The 18,248-nt window shown below is 38.1% G+C and carries 20 protein-coding genes; 15 read left to right on the top strand and 5 right to left on the bottom strand.

Features of this window, described 5'->3' with window-relative positions; translation table 11 throughout:
• The coding region (locus AAC037_RS03710) for a putative LPS assembly protein LptD (protein WP_339901718.1) at positions 1-1,964 on the bottom strand (1,964 nt) is incomplete at its 3' end.
• 99 nt (positions 1,965-2,063) lie between these two features.
• Here AAC037_RS03710 and AAC037_RS03705 point away from each other — a divergent pair.
• The gene (locus AAC037_RS03705; protein WP_339901717.1) at positions 2,064-2,864 is read left to right on the top strand and encodes an N-acetylmuramoyl-L-alanine amidase; all 801 of its coding nucleotides are present in this window, start codon (positions 2,064-2,066) and stop codon (positions 2,862-2,864) included.
• 124 nt (positions 2,865-2,988) lie between these two features.
• On the top strand, positions 2,989-3,825 hold the full coding sequence (locus AAC037_RS03700) for a transglutaminase-like domain-containing protein (RefSeq protein WP_339901716.1): 837 nt from the start codon (positions 2,989-2,991) through the stop codon (positions 3,823-3,825).
• Positions 3,826-3,830: 5 nt separating this feature from the next.
• Here the strand turns inward: AAC037_RS03700 and AAC037_RS03695 are convergent, their stop codons facing one another.
• Positions 3,831-4,406, bottom strand: a complete 576-nt coding sequence (locus AAC037_RS03695; protein ID WP_339901715.1) for a thioredoxin-like domain-containing protein — start codon at positions 4,404-4,406, stop codon at positions 3,831-3,833.
• A gap of 32 nt (positions 4,407-4,438) precedes the next feature.
• Positions 4,439-5,068 carry a 4'-phosphopantetheinyl transferase superfamily protein gene (locus tag AAC037_RS03690; protein WP_339901714.1) on the bottom strand — a complete coding sequence of 210 codons (630 nt, stop codon included), beginning with the start codon at positions 5,066-5,068 and terminating at the stop codon, positions 4,439-4,441.
• A 43-nt stretch (positions 5,069-5,111) separates the two neighbouring features.
• Between AAC037_RS03690 and AAC037_RS03685 the strand changes: the two genes are divergently transcribed.
• From AAC037_RS03685 to AAC037_RS03670, 4 genes are read left to right on the top strand one after another with little or no spacing between them, the layout of a single operon-like run.
• The gene (locus tag AAC037_RS03685; protein WP_339901713.1) at positions 5,112-6,026 is read left to right on the top strand and encodes a WD40 repeat domain-containing protein; all 915 of its coding nucleotides are present in this window, start codon (positions 5,112-5,114) and stop codon (positions 6,024-6,026) included.
• A 33-nt stretch (positions 6,027-6,059) separates the two neighbouring features.
• Entirely contained in the window at positions 6,060-6,902 is an 843-nt protein-coding gene (locus tag AAC037_RS03680; protein ID WP_339901712.1) for a DivIVA domain-containing protein, read from the top strand.
• Entirely contained in the window at positions 6,902-7,267 is a 366-nt protein-coding gene (folB, locus tag AAC037_RS03675) for a dihydroneopterin aldolase (RefSeq protein ID WP_339901711.1), read from the top strand. Before AAC037_RS03680 ends, folB begins: the two co-directional genes overlap by 1 nt.
• A 13-nt stretch (positions 7,268-7,280) precedes the next feature.
• Positions 7,281-7,742, top strand: a complete 462-nt coding sequence (locus AAC037_RS03670; RefSeq protein WP_339901710.1) for a DUF4268 domain-containing protein — start codon at positions 7,281-7,283, stop codon at positions 7,740-7,742.
• A 23-nt stretch (positions 7,743-7,765) separates the two neighbouring features.
• Here AAC037_RS03670 and AAC037_RS03665 read toward each other — a convergent pair whose 3' ends face one another.
• Positions 7,766-8,083, bottom strand: a complete 318-nt coding sequence (locus tag AAC037_RS03665) for an iron-sulfur cluster assembly accessory protein (RefSeq protein WP_339901709.1) — start codon at positions 8,081-8,083, stop codon at positions 7,766-7,768.
• Positions 8,084-8,195: 112 nt separating this feature from the next.
• Between AAC037_RS03665 and AAC037_RS03660 the strand changes: the two genes are divergently transcribed.
• The 6 genes from AAC037_RS03660 (at position 8,196) to AAC037_RS03635 (ending at position 12,254) form a co-directional block, all read left to right on the top strand.
• On the top strand, positions 8,196-8,717 hold the full coding sequence (locus AAC037_RS03660; protein WP_339901708.1) for a hypothetical protein: 522 nt from the start codon (positions 8,196-8,198) through the stop codon (positions 8,715-8,717).
• Between the two features lie 27 nt (positions 8,718-8,744).
• Positions 8,745-9,161, top strand: a complete 417-nt coding sequence (locus AAC037_RS03655; protein ID WP_339901707.1) for a DUF1232 domain-containing protein — start codon at positions 8,745-8,747, stop codon at positions 9,159-9,161.
• Positions 9,158-9,880, top strand: a complete 723-nt coding sequence (locus AAC037_RS03650) for an oxidoreductase (RefSeq protein WP_339901706.1) — start codon at positions 9,158-9,160, stop codon at positions 9,878-9,880. Before AAC037_RS03655 ends, AAC037_RS03650 begins: the two co-directional genes overlap by 4 nt.
• Positions 9,877-10,329: a D-aminoacyl-tRNA deacylase gene (dtd, locus tag AAC037_RS03645; protein WP_339901705.1), complete on the top strand. Its 453-nt coding sequence runs from the start codon at positions 9,877-9,879 to the stop codon at positions 10,327-10,329. Before AAC037_RS03650 ends, dtd begins: the two co-directional genes overlap by 4 nt.
• A gap of 87 nt (positions 10,330-10,416) precedes the next feature.
• Entirely contained in the window at positions 10,417-11,922 is a 1,506-nt protein-coding gene (locus tag AAC037_RS03640; protein ID WP_339901704.1) for an ATP-binding cassette domain-containing protein, read from the top strand.
• Positions 11,923-11,927: 5 nt separating this feature from the next.
• Complete coding sequence (locus AAC037_RS03635) at positions 11,928-12,254, top strand: nucleotide pyrophosphohydrolase (protein ID WP_339901703.1); 327 nt, start codon at positions 11,928-11,930, stop codon at positions 12,252-12,254.
• A gap of 33 nt (positions 12,255-12,287) precedes the next feature.
• Here the strand turns inward: AAC037_RS03635 and AAC037_RS03630 are convergent, their stop codons facing one another.
• On the bottom strand, positions 12,288-13,082 hold the full coding sequence (locus AAC037_RS03630) for an MOSC N-terminal beta barrel domain-containing protein (RefSeq protein ID WP_339901702.1): 795 nt from the start codon (positions 13,080-13,082) through the stop codon (positions 12,288-12,290).
• A gap of 195 nt (positions 13,083-13,277) precedes the next feature.
• Between AAC037_RS03630 and dnaK the strand changes: the two genes are divergently transcribed.
• The 3 genes from dnaK to AAC037_RS03615 all read left to right on the top strand — a co-directional run.
• The gene (gene dnaK / locus AAC037_RS03625) at positions 13,278-15,200 is read left to right on the top strand and encodes a molecular chaperone DnaK (RefSeq protein ID WP_339901701.1); all 1,923 of its coding nucleotides are present in this window, start codon (positions 13,278-13,280) and stop codon (positions 15,198-15,200) included.
• Between the two features lie 270 nt (positions 15,201-15,470).
• Positions 15,471-15,845 (top strand): co-chaperone GroES family protein, encoded by a 375-nt coding sequence (locus AAC037_RS03620; protein WP_339901700.1) that lies wholly within the window; start codon positions 15,471-15,473, stop codon positions 15,843-15,845.
• A 350-nt stretch (positions 15,846-16,195) separates the two neighbouring features.
• The coding region (locus AAC037_RS03615; protein WP_339901699.1) for a PAS domain S-box protein at positions 16,196-18,248 on the top strand (2,053 nt) is incomplete at its 3' end.

Here is an 18,248-nt window from a genome sequence, read left to right as displayed (position 1 = left end):
GTGTCGCTCTCAGTTTTAATTTTTGCTTCCAGGACATTTCTGATGTTTACATTTAGCGATTTTGACTCCCCCAAAGGAGCGCCTCCGTAAATAAATCCTGAATACCTGGATAGGCGGCGTAAGGTTCCGCTAGCATCTGTTTGAACTTCTTGGTAATACCCGTATTTAGGGTCTGAAAAATCAGGCGTACTAGAAAATCCAAACGAAGGTTGCATATGGTGTCGGATGGCTTCAATTTTAGACCCATTTTTAAAAGTATAGAAACCATAAATATTCGTTGAGAGATTAAAGGAACTGTTGTAATAATTCACTCGGTTAAAACCATTTTCCAGAATTTGATCCAACCGTTCTTCTTGGGGGTTATAGTAATAATTTATTCTCTCCAAGTACCAAAGTTCTGTGAAGTTCATTGAGGCGGTACCTGTAAAGAACCGAAAAAGGCTAAAATTGGAAGAAATAGGCACCGTGTTCCTGAAGCCATTGTCAGCGTTTCTCAGCAGTTCAGGTAAATTGGCAAATGAAAATGGGATCACATCCGGAGTGGAGATTTCTCCCAATTCTTCTATTTCCTGTTGAAGACCCGGATCTACGCCGAGTTCTGTGGTGATTTCATTATTAATTGAATTTTGGGCATTGAAATTCCAAGAAACATTTAAGGTTTTGAGGGGTTCAAATTTGATGTTTTTAAATGGATTTTGTCGATTCATATTAATAGCGATGTCCGGAAGGAGTAGTTTCACTTCGTCAGTTACCTGATTTTGTGAATGCCTTAAGTTTGCAGACATGCTAAAGGGTGTACCAGTAAAGGTTTTGCTGTAAGAGATATTGGAAGAAAAATCAGACTGTTGATTTTGTACGAAGTTACCTTGATTTAGGATATTGTCATTGTATGATTTTGTACCAAAATTTGCCGAAGCAGAAAATCTGGAATTTCCTCTGGTTTCAGGAGTATGGTTCCATCTAAACCAAAAAGCATTGTACTCTAAGGGTACCTCTGCAGTTTCGGGACTTTTAAACTTTTGATAGTCAATATTTAATCCTCCTTTAAATCGGTATCTTTTATTGTAAACTGATGCCGTTTTTAAGCCATAGCCTCCTTTGGAATAGACCTCGCCTGTTACCCTGGTATGGACATAATCATTAAAAGCGAAATAATATCCAAAATCCCTTAAAAAGAAACCCCTCAATTGCTCCTCACCATAGGAAGGAAAGATAATTCCTGATGTTTTTTCTTCTGGAGTATCAGGGATTACACCAAAAGGGAGTCCTAATGGAGTTGGTATATTGTTAAAATATAAATTAAACGGACCGGAAATAATGTGTTTTCCACGCACCGATTTTATTTTGGATGAAGAGATATGCCAATGAGGCTCCACCAAGTCGCAAGTGGTATAAAAGCCTTGACTAAGGTATACAGAGCCTTCGTTGTCTTTCTTTACAATGGCACCCCTGAGAAGTCCTTCATCTTGTTGGGTCACTACATCCGATATAATGGCTTTTTGACTTTTGAAGTTATAGCGCATCTCTTTGCGGATTTCGTATACACTATTGCCTTCTTTAAACATGGGCGTACCTTGAATTACCCCCACACTATCTTTAAGCCCGGAAGCGTAGAGCTCATTCTTTTTCCAATCTATGGCGATATAATCAGCGTCTAAACGAATATTTCCATACTCAAACCATGCACCTTTATACAGAAACACTTTATTTTGTGAAAAGTCTGAGACAATACTGTCTTCGGCGTAGTAATTGATAGTGGTTTGAATGTCACCTTTTGGTTGATTTAGCGTAGAGTCTAAATCAGATGGGCTGATAGTAAGAATGCTATCTGGAAGAACAGGTAGAAGGGTGTCAAGCCTGACTTCAGGGTTTCCTAATGTATCAGGAGTCGAGAGTTCTAGTTCAGAAGTTCTTTCCTTGCCGATGCCTTGGGCCCATATAGTATGCCCAAAGAAGCTGAGCATACAGAGAGAAAGAAAAGCGTTCTTAATTATCTGCACCAATAATTTCTGTTTGCTATAAAAATCATTAAATTTTCGGTAAAGTTAAGGTTATTAACGTTTATGAAACGAACCAAAGTGAAAAATATTCTTTTAATTTCATCGCTCTTAATGGCTGTTGTTTTAGTAGGGTTTATTCCTTCTAATGAAAAGGAATCAGAGTTTAAGTTAAGAAGAATTGTAATAGATGCCGGTCATGGAGGCAAAGACCCAGGGACACTCGGGAGAATGTCTAAGGAAAAAGATGTAGCACTTTCAATCGCGCTAAAGGTTGGAGGTTATATTAATGAGTTACTTCCGGAGGTGGAAGTGATCTATACACGTAAGACGGATGTTTTTATTGAGCTTAAGGAGCGGGCTAATATTGCCAATAGAAATAGGGCTGATTTGTTTGTGTCTATTCATTGCAATGCCATCAATTCGACAAGGGCTTTTGGTACAGAAACCTATGTGATGGGGAATAAAAATTTTAATGCAAATTTTGAAATTGTTAAAAGAGAAAATGCTGTAATTTTACTTGAGGACGATTATCAAGAAAATTATGAAGGTTTTGACCCCAAATCGCCTGAATCCTATATGATGTTCAATTTAATGCAAAAAGCCTTTTTCGCGAATAGTCTTTCGTTGGCGGGGAAAATTGAAAATGATTTTTCCACTCGAGTTAACAGGCATTCCCGGGGGGTCAAACAAGCGCCATTCTACGTGTTATGGACCACAAGTATGCCTAGCGTCTTGATTGAAACAGGTTTTTTGTCTAACCCATCAGAAGAAAAATACCTAAATAGTAAGAATGGACAGACTTTTTTGGCCTCCGGAATATTTAGGGCAATAAAAGCCTATAAAGAGGAATTGGAGGCCATTTGATTGGCGTTAATTTTTATAATCACAGAATATACTCCTATAATTGAAGGTCACATGTATTTTATTGCCAAAATTTGGTAAATTTGGTTAATTGAAATTGTGAGTGATAGCTGAGATGAATATTCAAATGACTGATAAAGAATTAAATGCTCTTGTATCTTTATTGGATGACGGTGATCAGGAAATAAAGGAACATGTTAGAGATAAAATACTCTCTCTGGGTAATCAAATCATCCCTTTTCTTGAGAATAAATGGGAAGGTTCATTCAATCCGGAACTTCAAAAAGAGATAGAGGAAATTGTTCATGACATGCAGTTGAACCTACTGAAAGATAGGTTGAGCAATTGGAAAAATTCTCAAGAAAGAGAATTGCTCGAAGGGCTGTGGATTGTCAATACTTACTTGTATCCTGATTTGGAGTTTGACCAGTTGAATGCTTTGATGCAGCAAATTTATTTTGATGTGTGGACTAACTTCAAAAATGAATTGTCCGTTTACGATAAAATAAAATTGATCAACAATGTCATGTTCAATGATTTGAAGTTTTCTGCCAATACCAAAAATTTTCATAGCCCGGCCAATAGCATGCTTAAAACAGTGTTGGAAACCAAAAAAGGTAATCCCATTAGCCTTTGTTCAGTTTACTTATTAGTTGCCAAAAAACTTGGACTCCCAGTTTACGGGGTTAATTTACCAAACCTATTCGTGTTGACTTACCAGTCCGGTAAGTTCAATTTTTACATCAATGCTTTCAATAAAGGCCTTATATTTACCAAACAGGATATCAATAATTATCTTGACCACCTAAAGCTGGATCCCAAACCTGAATATTATGAGCCTTGCGAAAATATTGAAATTATCAGGAGAGTAATCCGAAACCTTATCTTCTCTTTTGAAAAAATTGGGGATTTAGATAAATCTAAAGAAGTCAATCAACTGCTGAAAATTGTGAATCAACCATAAGGTTGTTAATATTTTATATTGCAACCAACAGCTCTGGTTACCGTGGGGCTCGGGCGGTCCTTATTAATGAGATCATCCAGAGCAGCAGAAAGGTGATGTACAGTCGCACTCTGCATTGCCTGAGCATTGTTGTCAATCGCCCCTCTGTATGCAATACTATAACCTGTAGGCCCCGAGGTGATAATTACTACCTCAGGTATTTTCTTTACCTCAGTCATTTTAGTAAATACTTGTTGGTCGTCCATTAAGTAGGGAAGCTTATTGTCCTTGGCAAAGGAAAGGTTGCTTAGTTTTTCCTGTGTTTCGCTCTCTTGACCTGCAAGAGGATTAACTAAAGCGAAGGTGATGTTTGCAGCAGTATATTTCTCTTTTAATGCCTTTATCCTAGAATTGTATAGTTTAGAATAAGGACATTTAAGGGTGTAAAAAATAAAAACCTGCGCTTTAGCTGATTTGTTTTTTTCAAGGGTATATTCTTGATTGGTAACCGCGTCTACCATCTTAATATTGGAAATCTTCTGGCCAAATACGGCCGAGGTCCAAAATATACTCAATACAAAACACCCCAAAAAAACCTTCATCGCTAGTTGTTTTATAACAAATATAGGAAAAATCACCAAACCGTATAAGTAAGAATCATGTCGTTTTCAGAGTAAGACATGACTTGGTAATGATGATCCGAAAAATCAGATCCATAAATTTTACCTTTTATTATTTTGTCATTGGCTGTAAAAGGTTCTAAAATAATATTTTGCCGCAGGCTAATTCCTTTTTTACCCTGACATTTATAGATGCTTTCTTTTACAGACCAAGCCATAGTGTACAAGAAAGGGTCAGCACCTAAAAACTTCATTTCAGATGGATCCAGGTATTTTGGTCCCAGAGGAACCGTTTTGTCTCTAACCCGTTCCAAATCTATGCCTACAGACATTTCTCTGTGAAAAATAGCGGCAGCGTAATCTCCATGGTGTGTGAGGGATACATGACCTGACTCATCCATGGTGTGGGATTTTCCATGATTGTCTTTATAGAATCCAGGATAGGGTAAAGATAAACTGTCTAAGGTGTTTTTGATGGCCAGTCTGGCTGCTTTCCATTCTTCTCTTTTTTGTGGATGCCCTATATTTGCAAGTGAAAGCTTTTCTCTAAAACTTAAAAAGTCCATGGACGTATTTTCAGAGGATTTAATATTGTTGATGGCAAAAGCAGATAAAGGACTAATTTTTTCTATTTTTGTTAACATAGTAACTTTAAGGCAACTGTATAGTAATTAGGTTCTGCAATATATGTCAAATATTCAAGTAAGTAAACTTAACACATTACGAGGGCACAATCATTCTGTATTTGCCCTTGCCGGTGGTTGCATGCCAAGCCTAATATATACCGGTTCAGGTGATGGGATGGTTGTTGAATGGAACCTTTCCGAATTGGGAGACGGCCTTTTATTGGCCAAACTGCCTAGCTCTGTGTATGCCTTAGAAGTTGACAAGCAAAGAAATATCTTGTTTATTGGCCAAAATAATGAGGGAATTCATGCCATTGATTTGGAGAGTAAAAAGGAGATTTGGTCATTAAAAATCACCTCCCAAGCCATTTTTGATATCAAAGTGCTTGGCCATTTACTATTGGTGGCCACAGGAGATGGAGTATTGGTCGTGATTGATATTGAAGAACGTTCTCCCGTGCGGCACATTAAGATTAGCGATCAATCTTTGCGGGTTTTGGCAGTTTCTCCGGACAAAAGTCAAATTGGTATTGGAGCCAGTGATCACCTGGTAAAAGTTTTTGATACCAAAGATTGGTCACCCCTAGCAAGGATGCAAGGGCATTTGAATTCCGTATTTGCACTGGCCTATAGCCCGGACGGTAAAACTATTGTAAGTGGAGGTAGGGATGCCACACTTAAGTTTTGGGATACTGAAAGATTTGAAATGCAACAAAATATTGCTGCACATATGTATGCAATCAATTATCTTTCATTTCGGGAAGATGGCAAGTATTTTGTGACCTGCAGCATGGATAAGTCCATTAAGGTCTGGGATCCGGAGGAGTTCAAGCTATTGAAAGTGATAGATAAAGCCAGGTATGTTGGGCATGGGACTTCTATTAACAAAGTTTTGTGGACCAAGAATGAAGATCAAGTAGTGGCGATCAGTGATGATCATACTGTTTCTGTTTGGGAAATAACTATTGGTCAATAACTTCCGGTCAAAGATCGGCTAAATGACGAAAAAATGAAAATTACACCATTGGATATCCGTCAGAAGACCTTCGAAAAAAATTTCAGGGGCTATGATAAAGATGAAGTTTCAACCTTTTTGAGTTATTTGTCTCAAGAATGGGAAAAGCTTGTAGAAGAGAAAAATGCACTAGAGATTAAATACGAGCATGCCGAAAAAGAAGCGGCCAAGCTTAGAGAGGTGGAGCAGTCACTTTTTAAAACATTGAAAACAGCAGAGGATACAGGAGCGAGCATTATAGAGCAAGCCAACAAAACAGCAGAATTAATCCTTAAGGAGGCTCAAATGAATGCGGATGCCATACATGCTGAATCAAGAGGCAAGGCACGCAATATGATCGATCAGGCAGAGTCACAATCTAAAAACATCATCGAAGACCTTAAAGAAGATGTGAATGTTTTGGTAGAAAATTATGAAAAATTATTGGATCAGAGAGATTACCTACTTAAAAACCTGAAAAGGACCGCTGCAGAAACCTTGGAGAATGTAAAAGCAGCCCAAGATGGGTTTACGGAAATAGATACCGGGATTCATACCCGCTTGGTCAAGGAACTTCAAAGAAAAGAAAAGAGCTATGATGCCCCGGAAAAGGAAGAATCCAAACCTGGTCTTTCTGCCAACACTTACACATGGGAACAGCCGGAAAATCAAGATGCAGTAGAACAAAATAGCATCACTGAAGCCAAGGAAGAAAAGCAGCAAGAGGCTTCTGAAATCAATGCCGTTCCGGAGCAGGTGAAAGAACAAGAAAGTAAGGAAGCGGACAAGAAAAAAACGCCTGAAGACAAAGGGGATAAACAAGACCAGAACGGTTCATTTTTTGATCAATTTGAATAATGGGAAAAGTATCACTTGAAGGAATAGAGTTTCATGCTTTCCATGGCGTTTTTTCAGAAGAAAAAAAATTAGGAAATCGATTTACAGTGGACTTGCATGTGCATACTGATTTTCAGCAAGCCATGTATTCAGATGATCTCAATTATACGGTAGATTATTTCAAGCTTTACCAAATCGCCAAAGCCCATATGCAGGTGCCGGTAAAATTGCTTGAGCACCTCGGTCATTTAATGATCAAAGACATCCTCAAAGCGTATCCGGATAGTAAGGAGGTTCAAGTAATTATCAAGAAGCACAACCCTGCCCTTGGAGGAGTGGTAAATTTTTCGGTGGTAGAAGTAGCTTACCCCAGAGATTATAAGTAAACGGTCGATACTGATGTATACCAAGCATGAATTAAGTACAACCAGACAGGAGTTTTGGACCACTTTTGGACACTATATGAAACCTGTTCCCAATGCAGAGGGGAGAAAAATAAACTGGAAAAATTATAAAACAGGGGTGAAGCACATGTATTTCAGGATGAAAGCAGAGCGAGATTTTGCTTCTATTTCCATTGAAGTGCAGCATCCCGACAGTGAAATTCGAGGTTTATTGTTTGATCAATTGTTGGCTTTCAAAGGCATTTTCCAGCAGGAAGTAAATGAGGAATGGGAATGGATGGCGGATCTCCCCAACGATTGGGAGGGAAATTTAAGTAAAGTAGAAAAGAAACTTGGAGGTGTCAATGTGATGGAAAAGGATGATTGGCCAAAAATCATTTCCTTCCTAAAACCAAGAATTATTGCCATAGATGCCTTTTGGGCCAATATGAAGTACGGCTTTGAGGGTTTGACTTAAACCAACTAGCAAAGCGTAATGGCTTAGTCTGCATCGTGCCTTTTGGGTAGCTCAGGATTGGTGAATACAAAACCTCTGGCTTCATTGCTTTCATGGAAATCCACCTGCATACCCATCAAAAACATCACATGCTTTTTTTCAATCAAGACAGTTAAACCTTCAATGTCATAGCTTTGGTCTTCGTCCTTTTTTAAGTCAAAGCCCAATGCATAAGATACTCCACCACAGCCACCACCTTTCACGCCTACTCTTAAAGCATATTCCAGCGGGATATTCTTTGTGGATATTATGGTTTTTATCTCTTCAAGAGCCTTTGGTGTTATATTTATCGGTGTCAACATGTGAACTTAAGGGCAGAGAATGATAATTGGTTCCAAAATTAAAACAGAAAAACATTTGGTGCATAGTAAAACATGACATTATTTTAGATATTGCTAATTAAAACCTTTGACAATGGATTACCTCTTTGAACTCTTAAAAATAATTGTTCCTGCCGGCCTGGCAATATATGGCATGTTTATTATTACGGTATCATTTTTGAAGAAGGAAAGGGAGATAAAATGGTTGGATATAAAATCCAAAAATTCAGAGCAAATTATCCCTTTGCGTATTCAGGCTGCTGAACGCCTTTGCCTTCTATTGGAGCGAATTTCACCCAATAATCTGGTGAGGCGGGTAAATGGACCGGAGATGCTTTCGGGGGAATTGCATGGTCTTTTGATTCAGGAAATCAGGAGTGAATTCAATCATAATTTATCCCAACAGGTGTATTTCACTGATGATAGCTGGGAAACCTTAAGGTCTGCAGTAGAACAAACCATTTCCCTTATAAACAATGCTTACCAACAAGTAGGTGGAGAAGAAAGGAGTATTGAATTGTCGAAAAAAATATTTCAGCTCGCAATGGAAGTAGAGCAGGATAGTATTGGGGTTGCTTTAAGGAAAATCAAAGATGAAATACGGGTTTACTATTGATTCAAAAATTTAACTTTACGAATACTTATGAATAGTTATTCTTCAGGTCAGAACCTCTTTGAAAAGGTCAAAGCCATCTACCTCAACAGGGCAGAGCATATAGCCGGTACAGAGAAAAAATTAAAAGCTTTACTTTTAAAAGTTAACCAGAAATGGCAGGAGCTTTCTCAAAACCCAACCTTTGCTCAAGTCAAATTTCAGATTGAGATTTTTATTAGAATGATAAAGGCTCATTTAAGTAAAAAATATGCAGGTTTATCCAACAGGTCTTTGGGACTTATAGTCTTAGGTCTGTTTTATTTCGCCCTGCCCACTGACTTGGTGCCGGATTTTATCCCATTTGTGGGCTACGTAGATGACATCACTGTTTTATTAGCTGTTTTTAAAAGCATTCAATCTGATATTGAGAAGTTTTTAGATTGGGAAAAGAATCAGGATCTATGAGCCAAATAGCATTTGTATCCGGAGCCTCAGGGCTGATAGGCATTCAGTTATTGCATCAACTTTTTAAAAATGAGTCTTTTGACTGGGTGGTATCCTTTGGGAGGAGGGAGCTTGCGTTGAAACACCAAAAGCTGGTTCAGCTGAAGGTTGATTTTGCTCAATTGGATAAGGTAGACCTGCTAGAGGAGATAAGAAGTCAAAATATGGGAGGGGAAAAACAGTCCCTAATCAAAGGATTGTCAGAAAATTCAGCGACCATTTGCGCTTTTAGTGCCTTAGGCACGACCATCAAAAAAGCAGGTTCCAAAGAAAGCTTTTACCGTATTGATCATGATTTTGTGGTAGAATTTGCCAGATTTTCTTTAAGGAATGGCGCCAAAAGGTTTTTTTATGTCAGTGCTTTGGGGGCTGATGCCCAGTCATCCATTTTCTATAATAAGGTAAAAGGAGAAGTGGAAAATGACCTTAAGAGAATGGACTTTGATTATGTCGGGATATTCCAGCCCTCTTTATTATTGGGGGAGAGGAAAGAAAGCAGACCGGGGGAAGAAATAGGAAAAGTACTGATGAAATTTGTAGCTTTTTTGGGACTATTTAAGAAATACAAGCCTATTTATGATCATCAGGTTGCTAAAGCCATGGTGCAAAAGGCTTTGAATTTAAAGATCACCGGGAATGAGACCATCCCCTCTTCCGAAATGCATAAAATGACACAATGATTGTAGTTTTACAAAGAGTAAAAGAAGCTTCAGTAAGTATATCAGAAAAAGAAAAAGCTACTATTGGTGCAGGGATACTGGTTCTACTTGGGATCGAATCTGCAGACAATGATGAAGACATTTCTTGGATAGGCAGAAAGATAATAAATATGAGGATATTTGCCGACGATGAAGGAGTGATGAATAAAAGTGTACTAGAAACCGGAGGAGAGGTATTGGTGGTAAGTCAATTTACACTTCATGCAAGTACAAAAAAAGGAAACCGACCGTCTTATATAAAGGCTGCCAGGCCCGAAATAGCCATTCCTCTTTATGAAAAATTTGTAAAGGAAATTTCCAGTCTGTTGCGAAAGCCTGTACCTACGGGTGAGTTTGGTGCAGATATGCAGGTTTCATTAGTAAATGATGGCCCGGTTACCATTATTTTAGATTCAAAAAATAAAGTTTGATTCACAACGCCTGATTTTCAGAAAGAGTTTACCTACAAGTAAATCCATTCTGACCAATGTGCCCATATCAGGTATAATGGCTATTCTATGAAAAAGGAAGAGGTTTTCTTTACAATAAATAATGCTACAGTTCAGTCGTTTGGTAAAACGGTGTTTAAAGGGCTTAACTTTACGGTTCAAAATGGCGAGTCATGGGCCATAATAGGGCAGTCCGGAAAAGAGCGCACCTTGTTTTTGGAGACCATTTTAGGAAGAACAAGTTTGGTCGATGGCAGTATATCCTGGCCTTTTGCAAGGGAATACCAAGAGAAACAGCGCAAGCTTGGCTTGATCAATAGTTATAGAGATTTGATAGCCCTGGTTTCTCAGAAATACACCTTTCGCAATAAATCCAGCCAGCAAAATTTTTATTACCAGCAACGGTTCAATAGTGCAGAATCAGAAGATACGGCCACTGTAGATGCGTTTTTTGGTGGCATTGAAAGTAAGAAAGAAGGAGTTTGGGATATTGCTAAGGTTGTCCAACTATTTGGGCTAGAAAAATTGAGGAACAAATCATTAATCAAACTGTCCAATGGTGAAACCAGAAAGTTGGCCATGGCAGAAGCATTAATGAAAAACCCAAAACTTTTGTTAATTGACATGCCCTTGGTAGGATTGGATGTGCAAACCAGGGATAGTTTTGAGGGTATACTCAAGGCCATTCAAGAATCCGGGATTCAGCTCATCATGACTTCATCTGCCAATGAAGTCCCTTTATCCGTTGATAAAATAGCTTGGATAGGCGGAGGAAGATTATCAGTTGTAGATGACAGGGATAGTCTCATTCCCTTAGAAAATGAGACCAATGCTTTATTTAACCTTAAACCTGAAGTTTTTGAAGGTTTATTGGAGAAGAATGTCTCTGCCAATGCAGCCCGTGTGATCATAGCTATGAATAATGTCACCATCAAGTATGGAGATAAAATATTGCTTGACAATGTGTCTTGGAAAGTTTTGCCCGGAGAGAAATGGCTTATCAAAGGACATAATGGCGCAGGAAAATCAACCCTTATCAGTTTGGTGTTAGGAGAAAACCCTCAGGCCTATGCCAATGATATTGTGCTTTTTGATAAAAAAAGAGGGACCGGTGAAAGCATTTGGGACATCAAGCGTCCCATAGGTTTTGTGTCGGCGGAGTTGGCCAGGTACTTTCCTGTAAACCAAACCTGTAAAAAAGTGGTGGCATCCGGTTTATTTGATACCATGGGTTTGTTTAGAAAACTTAATGAGGAACAGGAGGCATTGGTAGATCGGTGGATGGATGCCTTGCAGCTATCCCATTTAGGTGAACTGAGGTTGACGCAAATAAGCCTGGAAGAACAACGTTTCTGTCTTTTGGCCAGGGCGATGATCAAGTCGCCCACCTTACTCGTATTAGATGAAGCTTCTCAGGGAATGGATGAAGAACAAAGAAATAGGTTCAAGGCTATCATAGAATATTTTTGTGATGAAACAGACCTGACCATGTTGTTTATTAGTCATTATGAGGAGGATATCCCTAAAAATATAGAAAAAACCATTGAGTTAGTATCAGGAAAAGCAATACAATAAACATCATGACCATAGAAGAGGCACAAAAGAAAGTAGATGATTGGATAAAGACTACTGGAGTTCGGTATTTCAGTGAGTTAACAAATATGGCCATTCTAACCGAGGAGGTTGGTGAGGTGGCACGGGTTATTTCCCGTAAATATGGTGATCAATCATTTAAGGAAAGTGATAAGGAGGTGGATTTGGGAGATGAAATGGCGGATGTATTATGGGTCTTGCTTTGTTTAGCCAACCAAACCGGTGTAGATCTTACCCAAGCTTTTGAGAAAAATTTTGAGAAAAAGAATCTACGGGACAAGGACAGGCATAAAAACAACGAAAAGCTAAAATAGCAAAGGTCAAGAAATAATCTTTATTGAACCGAATTATAGTACTTTAACCTCATCTCCTACAGCAATTTCCCCCTCGTTTAATGCAATAAGGTTTTGTCCAAATAGAATTTTCCCATTGACATTCCTATATTTAGCCAAGGTCTTTAAGGGTTCTTTACCTTTGGTAGCGGTGTACTGATCGATCGTTGTCATCACACATCTGGCGCAGGGCTTGGTGACCTGAAATACAACTTTACCAATTTGAATTTTATCCCAGGAGTCTTCCTCGAAAGGATTTGTTCCCGTAAATACAATATTGGGTCGGAACCTACTCATCGGTACAGGGCTATCAAGGCGTTCATTCAAATCCTCCAAAGAGGCCTGGCCGATAATTAGGAACGGCATACTGTCTGCAAAGCTTACGTATTCATTGTTTACCTTGTACTCACTTTCAATATACCTTTTGTTATCCAAATCCATTTTTAAAAGCTGGCAACTCATTTTTAGTTGCCTTGAAAACCAGGTGTCGACTGTAGATGATACATGTAATGCCTCCACAGGGTCATCCCATATTTGGCTTTTAATTTTTTTGCCGGAATTTTGGTTTATAGGTATTTCTATTCCGTTTTGCGGATTAGACTGATGGTAAATATACAGGATATTTTCTCGAATTTCTGTCTGGAACAAGGCCATTTCCGGTTTGGTTCGTTGGGTAAGGAATTTTCCATTTTCATCCACCAGCATCCAATTTCTGTCATATTGAAAACCTGATGTTTTCACCTTGCCATCAGTTAAGTTTATTCCTCCTAAGGATTTGATGGGGAAGATATTGATTTGAGAAACTTTCATTCTAAATAATCGATTGACCTATCATGTAAATATCGGCTTCTTTTGCGGTAAAACGATGAGAAATATTGACATTTTTATAGTTAACCTGTCACGATTTATGACAATGTGGCATTAATTTTTTGAATATTTCACTTGGCACATTGGTTGTTAGAATAGTTTTGTATTTAAAACGAAAACGACAAAATATATATAATTATGGGAAAAATTATCGGTATTGATTTGGGGACCACCAACTCATGTGTCGCTGTAATGGAAGGGAATGAGCCTGTTGTCATTCAGAACAGTGAAGGAAGAAGGACCACACCTTCAATAGTGGCATTTTTGGATAATGGAAATGGAGAGAGAAAGGTTGGTGATCCGGCTAAACGTCAAGCGATTACCAATCCTGCAAATACAATTTCTTCTGTTAAGAGGTTTATGGGAAAGAAATTTTCTGAAATTTCAGATGACAAAAAGCATGCTTCTTATAAAGTAGAAAAAGGACCTAATGACACTGTAGCAGTTAAAATTGGCGACAGGTCATATACTGCTCAGGAGTTATCAGCTATGATTTTACAAAAAATGAAATCAACAGCTGAAGATTTCTTGGGTCAGGAAGTGTCAGAAGCGGTTATTACCGTACCTGCTTATTTTAATGATTCTGAAAGGCAAGCCACCAAAGAGGCAGGTCAAATTGCCGGGCTTGATGTAAAACGTATCATTAATGAGCCTACTGCAGCGGCACTAGCTTATGGTCTTGACAAGAAAAATGCAGACATGAAAATTGCTGTATTCGATCTTGGTGGAGGTACTTTTGATATTTCTGTATTAGAGCTAGGAGATGGTGTGTTTGAAGTTAAATCTACTAATGGTGATGTTCACCTTGGAGGAGATGACTTTGATCAAGTAATCATTGACTGGCTTGCAGAAGAGTTTAAAGCGGAAGAAGACATTGATCTTAAAAATGATCCAATGGCGCTTCAGCGATTAAAAGAAGCGGCTGAAAAGGCTAAAATAGAACTTTCTAGTTCTTCAGCTACTGAAATTAATTTGCCATATATTACTGCTACTCAGACAGGGCCTAAGCACTTGGTTAGAAGTCTTTCCAGAGCGAAGTTCGAGCAACTTTCAGATAGTCTTGTAAAAAGATCTATGGAGCCTGTTCGTAAAGCAATGGCAGATGCTTCAATATCTCCATCTGATATAGACGAAGTCATCCTTGTGGGTGGATCCACTCGAATCCCTAAGATCCAAGAGGAAGTAGAAAAGTTCTTTGGTAAAAAACCTTCTAAAGGTGTAAACCCTGATGAGGTTGTGGCCATAGGTGCTGCCATCCAAGGTGGGGTACTTACAGGTGAAGTAAAAGATGTGTTATTACTTGACGTAACACCTCTATCTTTGGGTATTGAAACAATGGGAGGCGTGTTCACCAAGTTAATTGAGTCTAACTCAACCATCCCTACGAAGAAATCTGAGGTTTTCTCTACTGCAGCAGACAATCAGCCGGCGGTAGATATTCATGTGCTTCAGGGTGAAAGATCCATGGCTAAAGATAACAGGACCATTGGTAGGTTCCAGTTGTCAGATATCCCACCATCTCCAAGAGGTGTTCCTCAAATTGAGGTTACTTTTGATATTGATGCCAATGGTATTCTGAATGTATCTGCCAAAGATAAAGGCACTGGTAAAGAGCAAAAAATTAAAATTGAAGCTTCTTCCGGCTTGACTGAAGAAGAAATCGAAAGAATGAAGAAAGAAGCTGAAGCTAATGCGGCTACAGATAAGGAAGAGAAAGAAAAAATCGATAAAATCAATCAGGCGGACAGCTTAATTTTCCAGACAGAAAAGCAACTCAAAGAATTTGGAGATAAATTGTCTGAAGGAAACAAAACAGCTGTAAACGGTGCATTAGAACAATTGAAAGCTGCTCACCAAAGTCAGGATTTAGCAGCCATTGATTCCGGAATGGAAGCCTTGAATACTGCTTGGAGTGCCGCTTCTCAGGAGATGTACAGTCAAACGCAAGGAGCTGAAGGTGCTGCCGGTCAGCCGGGACCTGATGCTGCTACAGCAGATGATGCCGGAGATGGCGTTTCAGATGTAGATTATGAAGAAGTAAACGAAGAAGATAAGAAATAGTAAATCACCATTTCTTTTATAAACTATTAATAATGGTGTCCCTGAAATTCAGGGATGCCATTATTTTTAAAAGGAGAATGATTCAATACTTTTAAAATTGCATAAGTTTAAACTAGTTGATCAAGCCATAGGGTTTTCACTGGCAGCTAACATTATAGCCTAACCAAAAGGTCGGGTTTGTGATTTTATGATAAAGAGTCATTTTGTCACCCTTTATTTGCATAAAATAGCAATTAGTAAGAGGTTTTTTCCATTTTAATTTATTAGGGTATGCAGTTAACATCTGAGAATAAACTTAAAAATCTGATTATAGTTGGTGATCGGCTACTTATTAAATTGAAGAAGCCCAATCAAAAAACTTCCAGCGGACTTTACCTGCCTCCCGGTGTTCAGGAAAAAGAGAAAGTTCAGCAAGGTTATATTATTAAAGCCGGTCCTGGGTATCCGATTCCGCTACCGGTCGAAAACGATGAGCCATGGAAAGACCCTAGTGAGGATGTTAAATATATCCCCTTACAGGCCAAAGAAGGGGATTTAGCTGTTTTTTTACTGAATGGAGCATATGAGGTAATTTATGAAGGAGAAAAGTATTATATCGTTCCTCAAAGCGCTATTTTGATGTTAGAGCGAGAAGAAGAACTTTGATTTCAGGTTTTAAAAATTGAAAAAAAAGTGAACTTACTTACAGTAGGTTCACTTTTTTTTTAACAATTATGTATTATTATAAGTTGATGCTTATAATGACTTTTCTTGTGGGAGAAATCTTCAGGTGTCATCATTGATTTTATTAATAATTTTATGCATTTTGTATTTTTATTTTGAGTTTTGTGTGTAAATATTTAGTTTTATTGTGTTTTAAACTAAATTAATTGTAGTTTGATTAGTTGATTGTCAGAGATTGACAATTTAGTTACGTTGTTTCTTGATCACCAGAAAGTTCGGAAGGGTATTGTTTATATAGCCCTTAAGAATGTTTTTTAATTTAATAAAAGGAAATGATTACTTCATCTTTTTTAGATAGTATTAAAAATAGCGAGTTGTTTAAATTTTTACAAGACCATTTTCATGATGGGATGCTCGTTTTTGAAAAGATAGGGCAGTGGTATTGCGAGTGTGATGAATCTTTCACTAAAACCCTAGGGTTTTCAAGTAATGGTAAGCCCTTTCCCGGTCTATTTCAATTGGTAGGTGAGAGCGAAAAAGTAATTCTTTTAAAATTTCTGGAAAGCGGAATTCAGTCAGCACAAGGTAGGCGGCTAACTTTAAAACTAACTGGTTTTGTAGCAAAAACAGCTGTAGATGAAGGTTCTACGCGTTTGGTGTTCTTTATCGAAGACTTGACAGAAAGGATAGATAAAGAGAATTTTCAATATCAATGTAACCTTGCTGCAGGAATTGGTTATTGGAGCATAAATTTTGAAAAGAACAAGCCGGAGTGGAGCGAAGTTACCCGGCTGATTCATGAAGTCCCCCAAGACTATGAGCCAACAATGGATGAAGCGCTACAATTTTATAAGGAAGGGTGGAGTAGAGAATCTATCAAAAAAGCTTTTAATAAAACGATTGAGACAGGAGAATCTTTTGAGCTTGATTTAATAATTACCACCTATACTCAAAAAAATAAATGGGTGAGGTCTGTAGGGCAGGCAGAGTTTGTGGATGGAAAGCTTGTCAGAGTATATGGTACTTTTCAAGATATCCATAGTAGAAAAATTGCCCAATTGAAATGGGAGGAAGAGCATAATAAATTGAAATATGCGATTCAAGGTACAAATCTTGGGACATGGGAATGGGATATTCAATCAGGTGCTACAGTTTTTAGTGAGAGATGGGCTGAAATCCTCGGTTACAAGTTAAGCGAATTGAAGCCAATAAATTTTCAAACTTGGGTAGACCTCATGGATCCTGAGGATTTAAAGGTGGCCAATTCCAAATTGAAAAGTTGCTTTGAAGGAGATGCAGATTTTTATGATTGTGAGTTCAGGATGAAACATAAAGATGGATCCAAAAAGTGGATTCATGCCAGGGGGAAAGTTGTTGCTTGGACAGAAAATGGAGCACCTAAATTAATGTTTGGAACTCATGAAGATATCAATCAATCCAAAGCTAAAGTTCAAAAGCAGGCTATTTTTATCTCTGAGGCTCCCTTGGCTATCGCCATGTTTGATAGGGAATTGAGATACCTTGCAGCATCTTCCAAGTGGCTGCTAGATTATGATATAGAAAATCGATCAATTATAGGTAAATATCATTATGAGGTATTTCCTGAGATAGGTGAATTTTGGAAAGAAATTCATAAAGAATGTTTGGAAGGGGCTGTTAGGTCTAGTAACGAGGATCGGTTTGTTAGAAAGGATGGTTCAGTTCAATGGCTCAGGTGGGAAGTGAAACCCTGGTATGAGAAAGCAGGTACCATTGGAGGAATCATTATGTATACTGAGGACTTAACCGAACATAAGCTGGTAGCGGAAAAATTAAATATCTCAATTGATGCATTTCAAAGAAACTTTGAAAATGCGGGTATTGGTATGGCCATAGTTTCTCAGGAGGGTAAATGGCTCAATGTCAATGATAAAATTTGTGAAATGTTGGGCTATGAAAAAGATGAGTTTAATGAATTAACTTTTCAAGATCTTACCCATCCTGATGATCTGGCCATAGATCTTGGGTATTTGAAGGAGATCATAGCAGGTAGACGCCAAACTTACCAAATTGAAAAAAGGTATATCCATAAAAATGGACATGAGGTGTCTGCAATTTTGGCAGTATCTGTTGTAAAGGATTCCAAAAACACGATTTTATATTTTATTTCTCAACTTATTGATATTACGGCTGTCAAGCAAGCAAAGAATCAAGTGTCTAAGTTGTTAAAAACAACTCAAAAACAGAATGAGCGATTAAAAAATTTCGCACATATAGTGTCTCATAATTTAAGGTCACATTCTTCTGGGATGAATATGTTATTAGAGTTGCTCGAGTTTGAACATCCTGATTTGTTTAAAATGGAAATCATGACCTTGCTAAAAAAGGGTGGGTTAAACCTTTCCG

It is taken from the genome of uncultured Cyclobacterium sp. (assembly GCF_963976465.1).
GTDB lineage: Bacteria > Bacteroidota > Bacteroidia > Cytophagales > Cyclobacteriaceae > Cyclobacterium.
Note: the sequence above shows the minus strand (reverse complement) of the source record. Positions and strands in the feature narration are given on the sequence as shown.

Excerpts from the sequence above, each read along its gene's own strand:
- AAC037_RS03705 (WP_339901717.1), top strand. The coding sequence starts at position 2,064 with ATGAAACGAACCAAAGTGAAAAATATTCTTTTAATTTCATCGCTCTTA.
- AAC037_RS03700 (WP_339901716.1), top strand. The coding sequence starts at position 2,989 with ATGACTGATAAAGAATTAAATGCTCTTGTATCTTTATTGGATGACGGT.
- AAC037_RS03695 (WP_339901715.1), bottom strand. The coding sequence starts at position 4,406 with ATGAAGGTTTTTTTGGGGTGTTTTGTATTGAGTATATTTTGGACCTCG.
- AAC037_RS03690 (WP_339901714.1), bottom strand. The coding sequence starts at position 5,068 with ATGTTAACAAAAATAGAAAAAATTAGTCCTTTATCTGCTTTTGCCATC.
- AAC037_RS03685 (WP_339901713.1), top strand. The coding sequence starts at position 5,112 with ATGTCAAATATTCAAGTAAGTAAACTTAACACATTACGAGGGCACAAT.
- AAC037_RS03680 (WP_339901712.1), top strand. The coding sequence starts at position 6,060 with ATGAAAATTACACCATTGGATATCCGTCAGAAGACCTTCGAAAAAAAT.
- folB (WP_339901711.1), top strand. The coding sequence starts at position 6,902 with ATGGGAAAAGTATCACTTGAAGGAATAGAGTTTCATGCTTTCCATGGC.
- AAC037_RS03670 (WP_339901710.1), top strand. The coding sequence starts at position 7,281 with ATGTATACCAAGCATGAATTAAGTACAACCAGACAGGAGTTTTGGACC.
- AAC037_RS03665 (WP_339901709.1), bottom strand. The coding sequence starts at position 8,083 with ATGTTGACACCGATAAATATAACACCAAAGGCTCTTGAAGAGATAAAA.
- AAC037_RS03660 (WP_339901708.1), top strand. The coding sequence starts at position 8,196 with ATGGATTACCTCTTTGAACTCTTAAAAATAATTGTTCCTGCCGGCCTG.
- AAC037_RS03655 (WP_339901707.1), top strand. The coding sequence starts at position 8,745 with ATGAATAGTTATTCTTCAGGTCAGAACCTCTTTGAAAAGGTCAAAGCC.
- AAC037_RS03650 (WP_339901706.1), top strand. The coding sequence starts at position 9,158 with ATGAGCCAAATAGCATTTGTATCCGGAGCCTCAGGGCTGATAGGCATT.
- dtd (WP_339901705.1), top strand. The coding sequence starts at position 9,877 with ATGATTGTAGTTTTACAAAGAGTAAAAGAAGCTTCAGTAAGTATATCA.
- AAC037_RS03640 (WP_339901704.1), top strand. The coding sequence starts at position 10,417 with ATGAAAAAGGAAGAGGTTTTCTTTACAATAAATAATGCTACAGTTCAG.
- AAC037_RS03635 (WP_339901703.1), top strand. The coding sequence starts at position 11,928 with ATGACCATAGAAGAGGCACAAAAGAAAGTAGATGATTGGATAAAGACT.
- AAC037_RS03630 (WP_339901702.1), bottom strand. The coding sequence starts at position 13,082 with ATGAAAGTTTCTCAAATCAATATCTTCCCCATCAAATCCTTAGGAGGA.
- dnaK (WP_339901701.1), top strand. The coding sequence starts at position 13,278 with ATGGGAAAAATTATCGGTATTGATTTGGGGACCACCAACTCATGTGTC.
- AAC037_RS03620 (WP_339901700.1), top strand. The coding sequence starts at position 15,471 with ATGCAGTTAACATCTGAGAATAAACTTAAAAATCTGATTATAGTTGGT.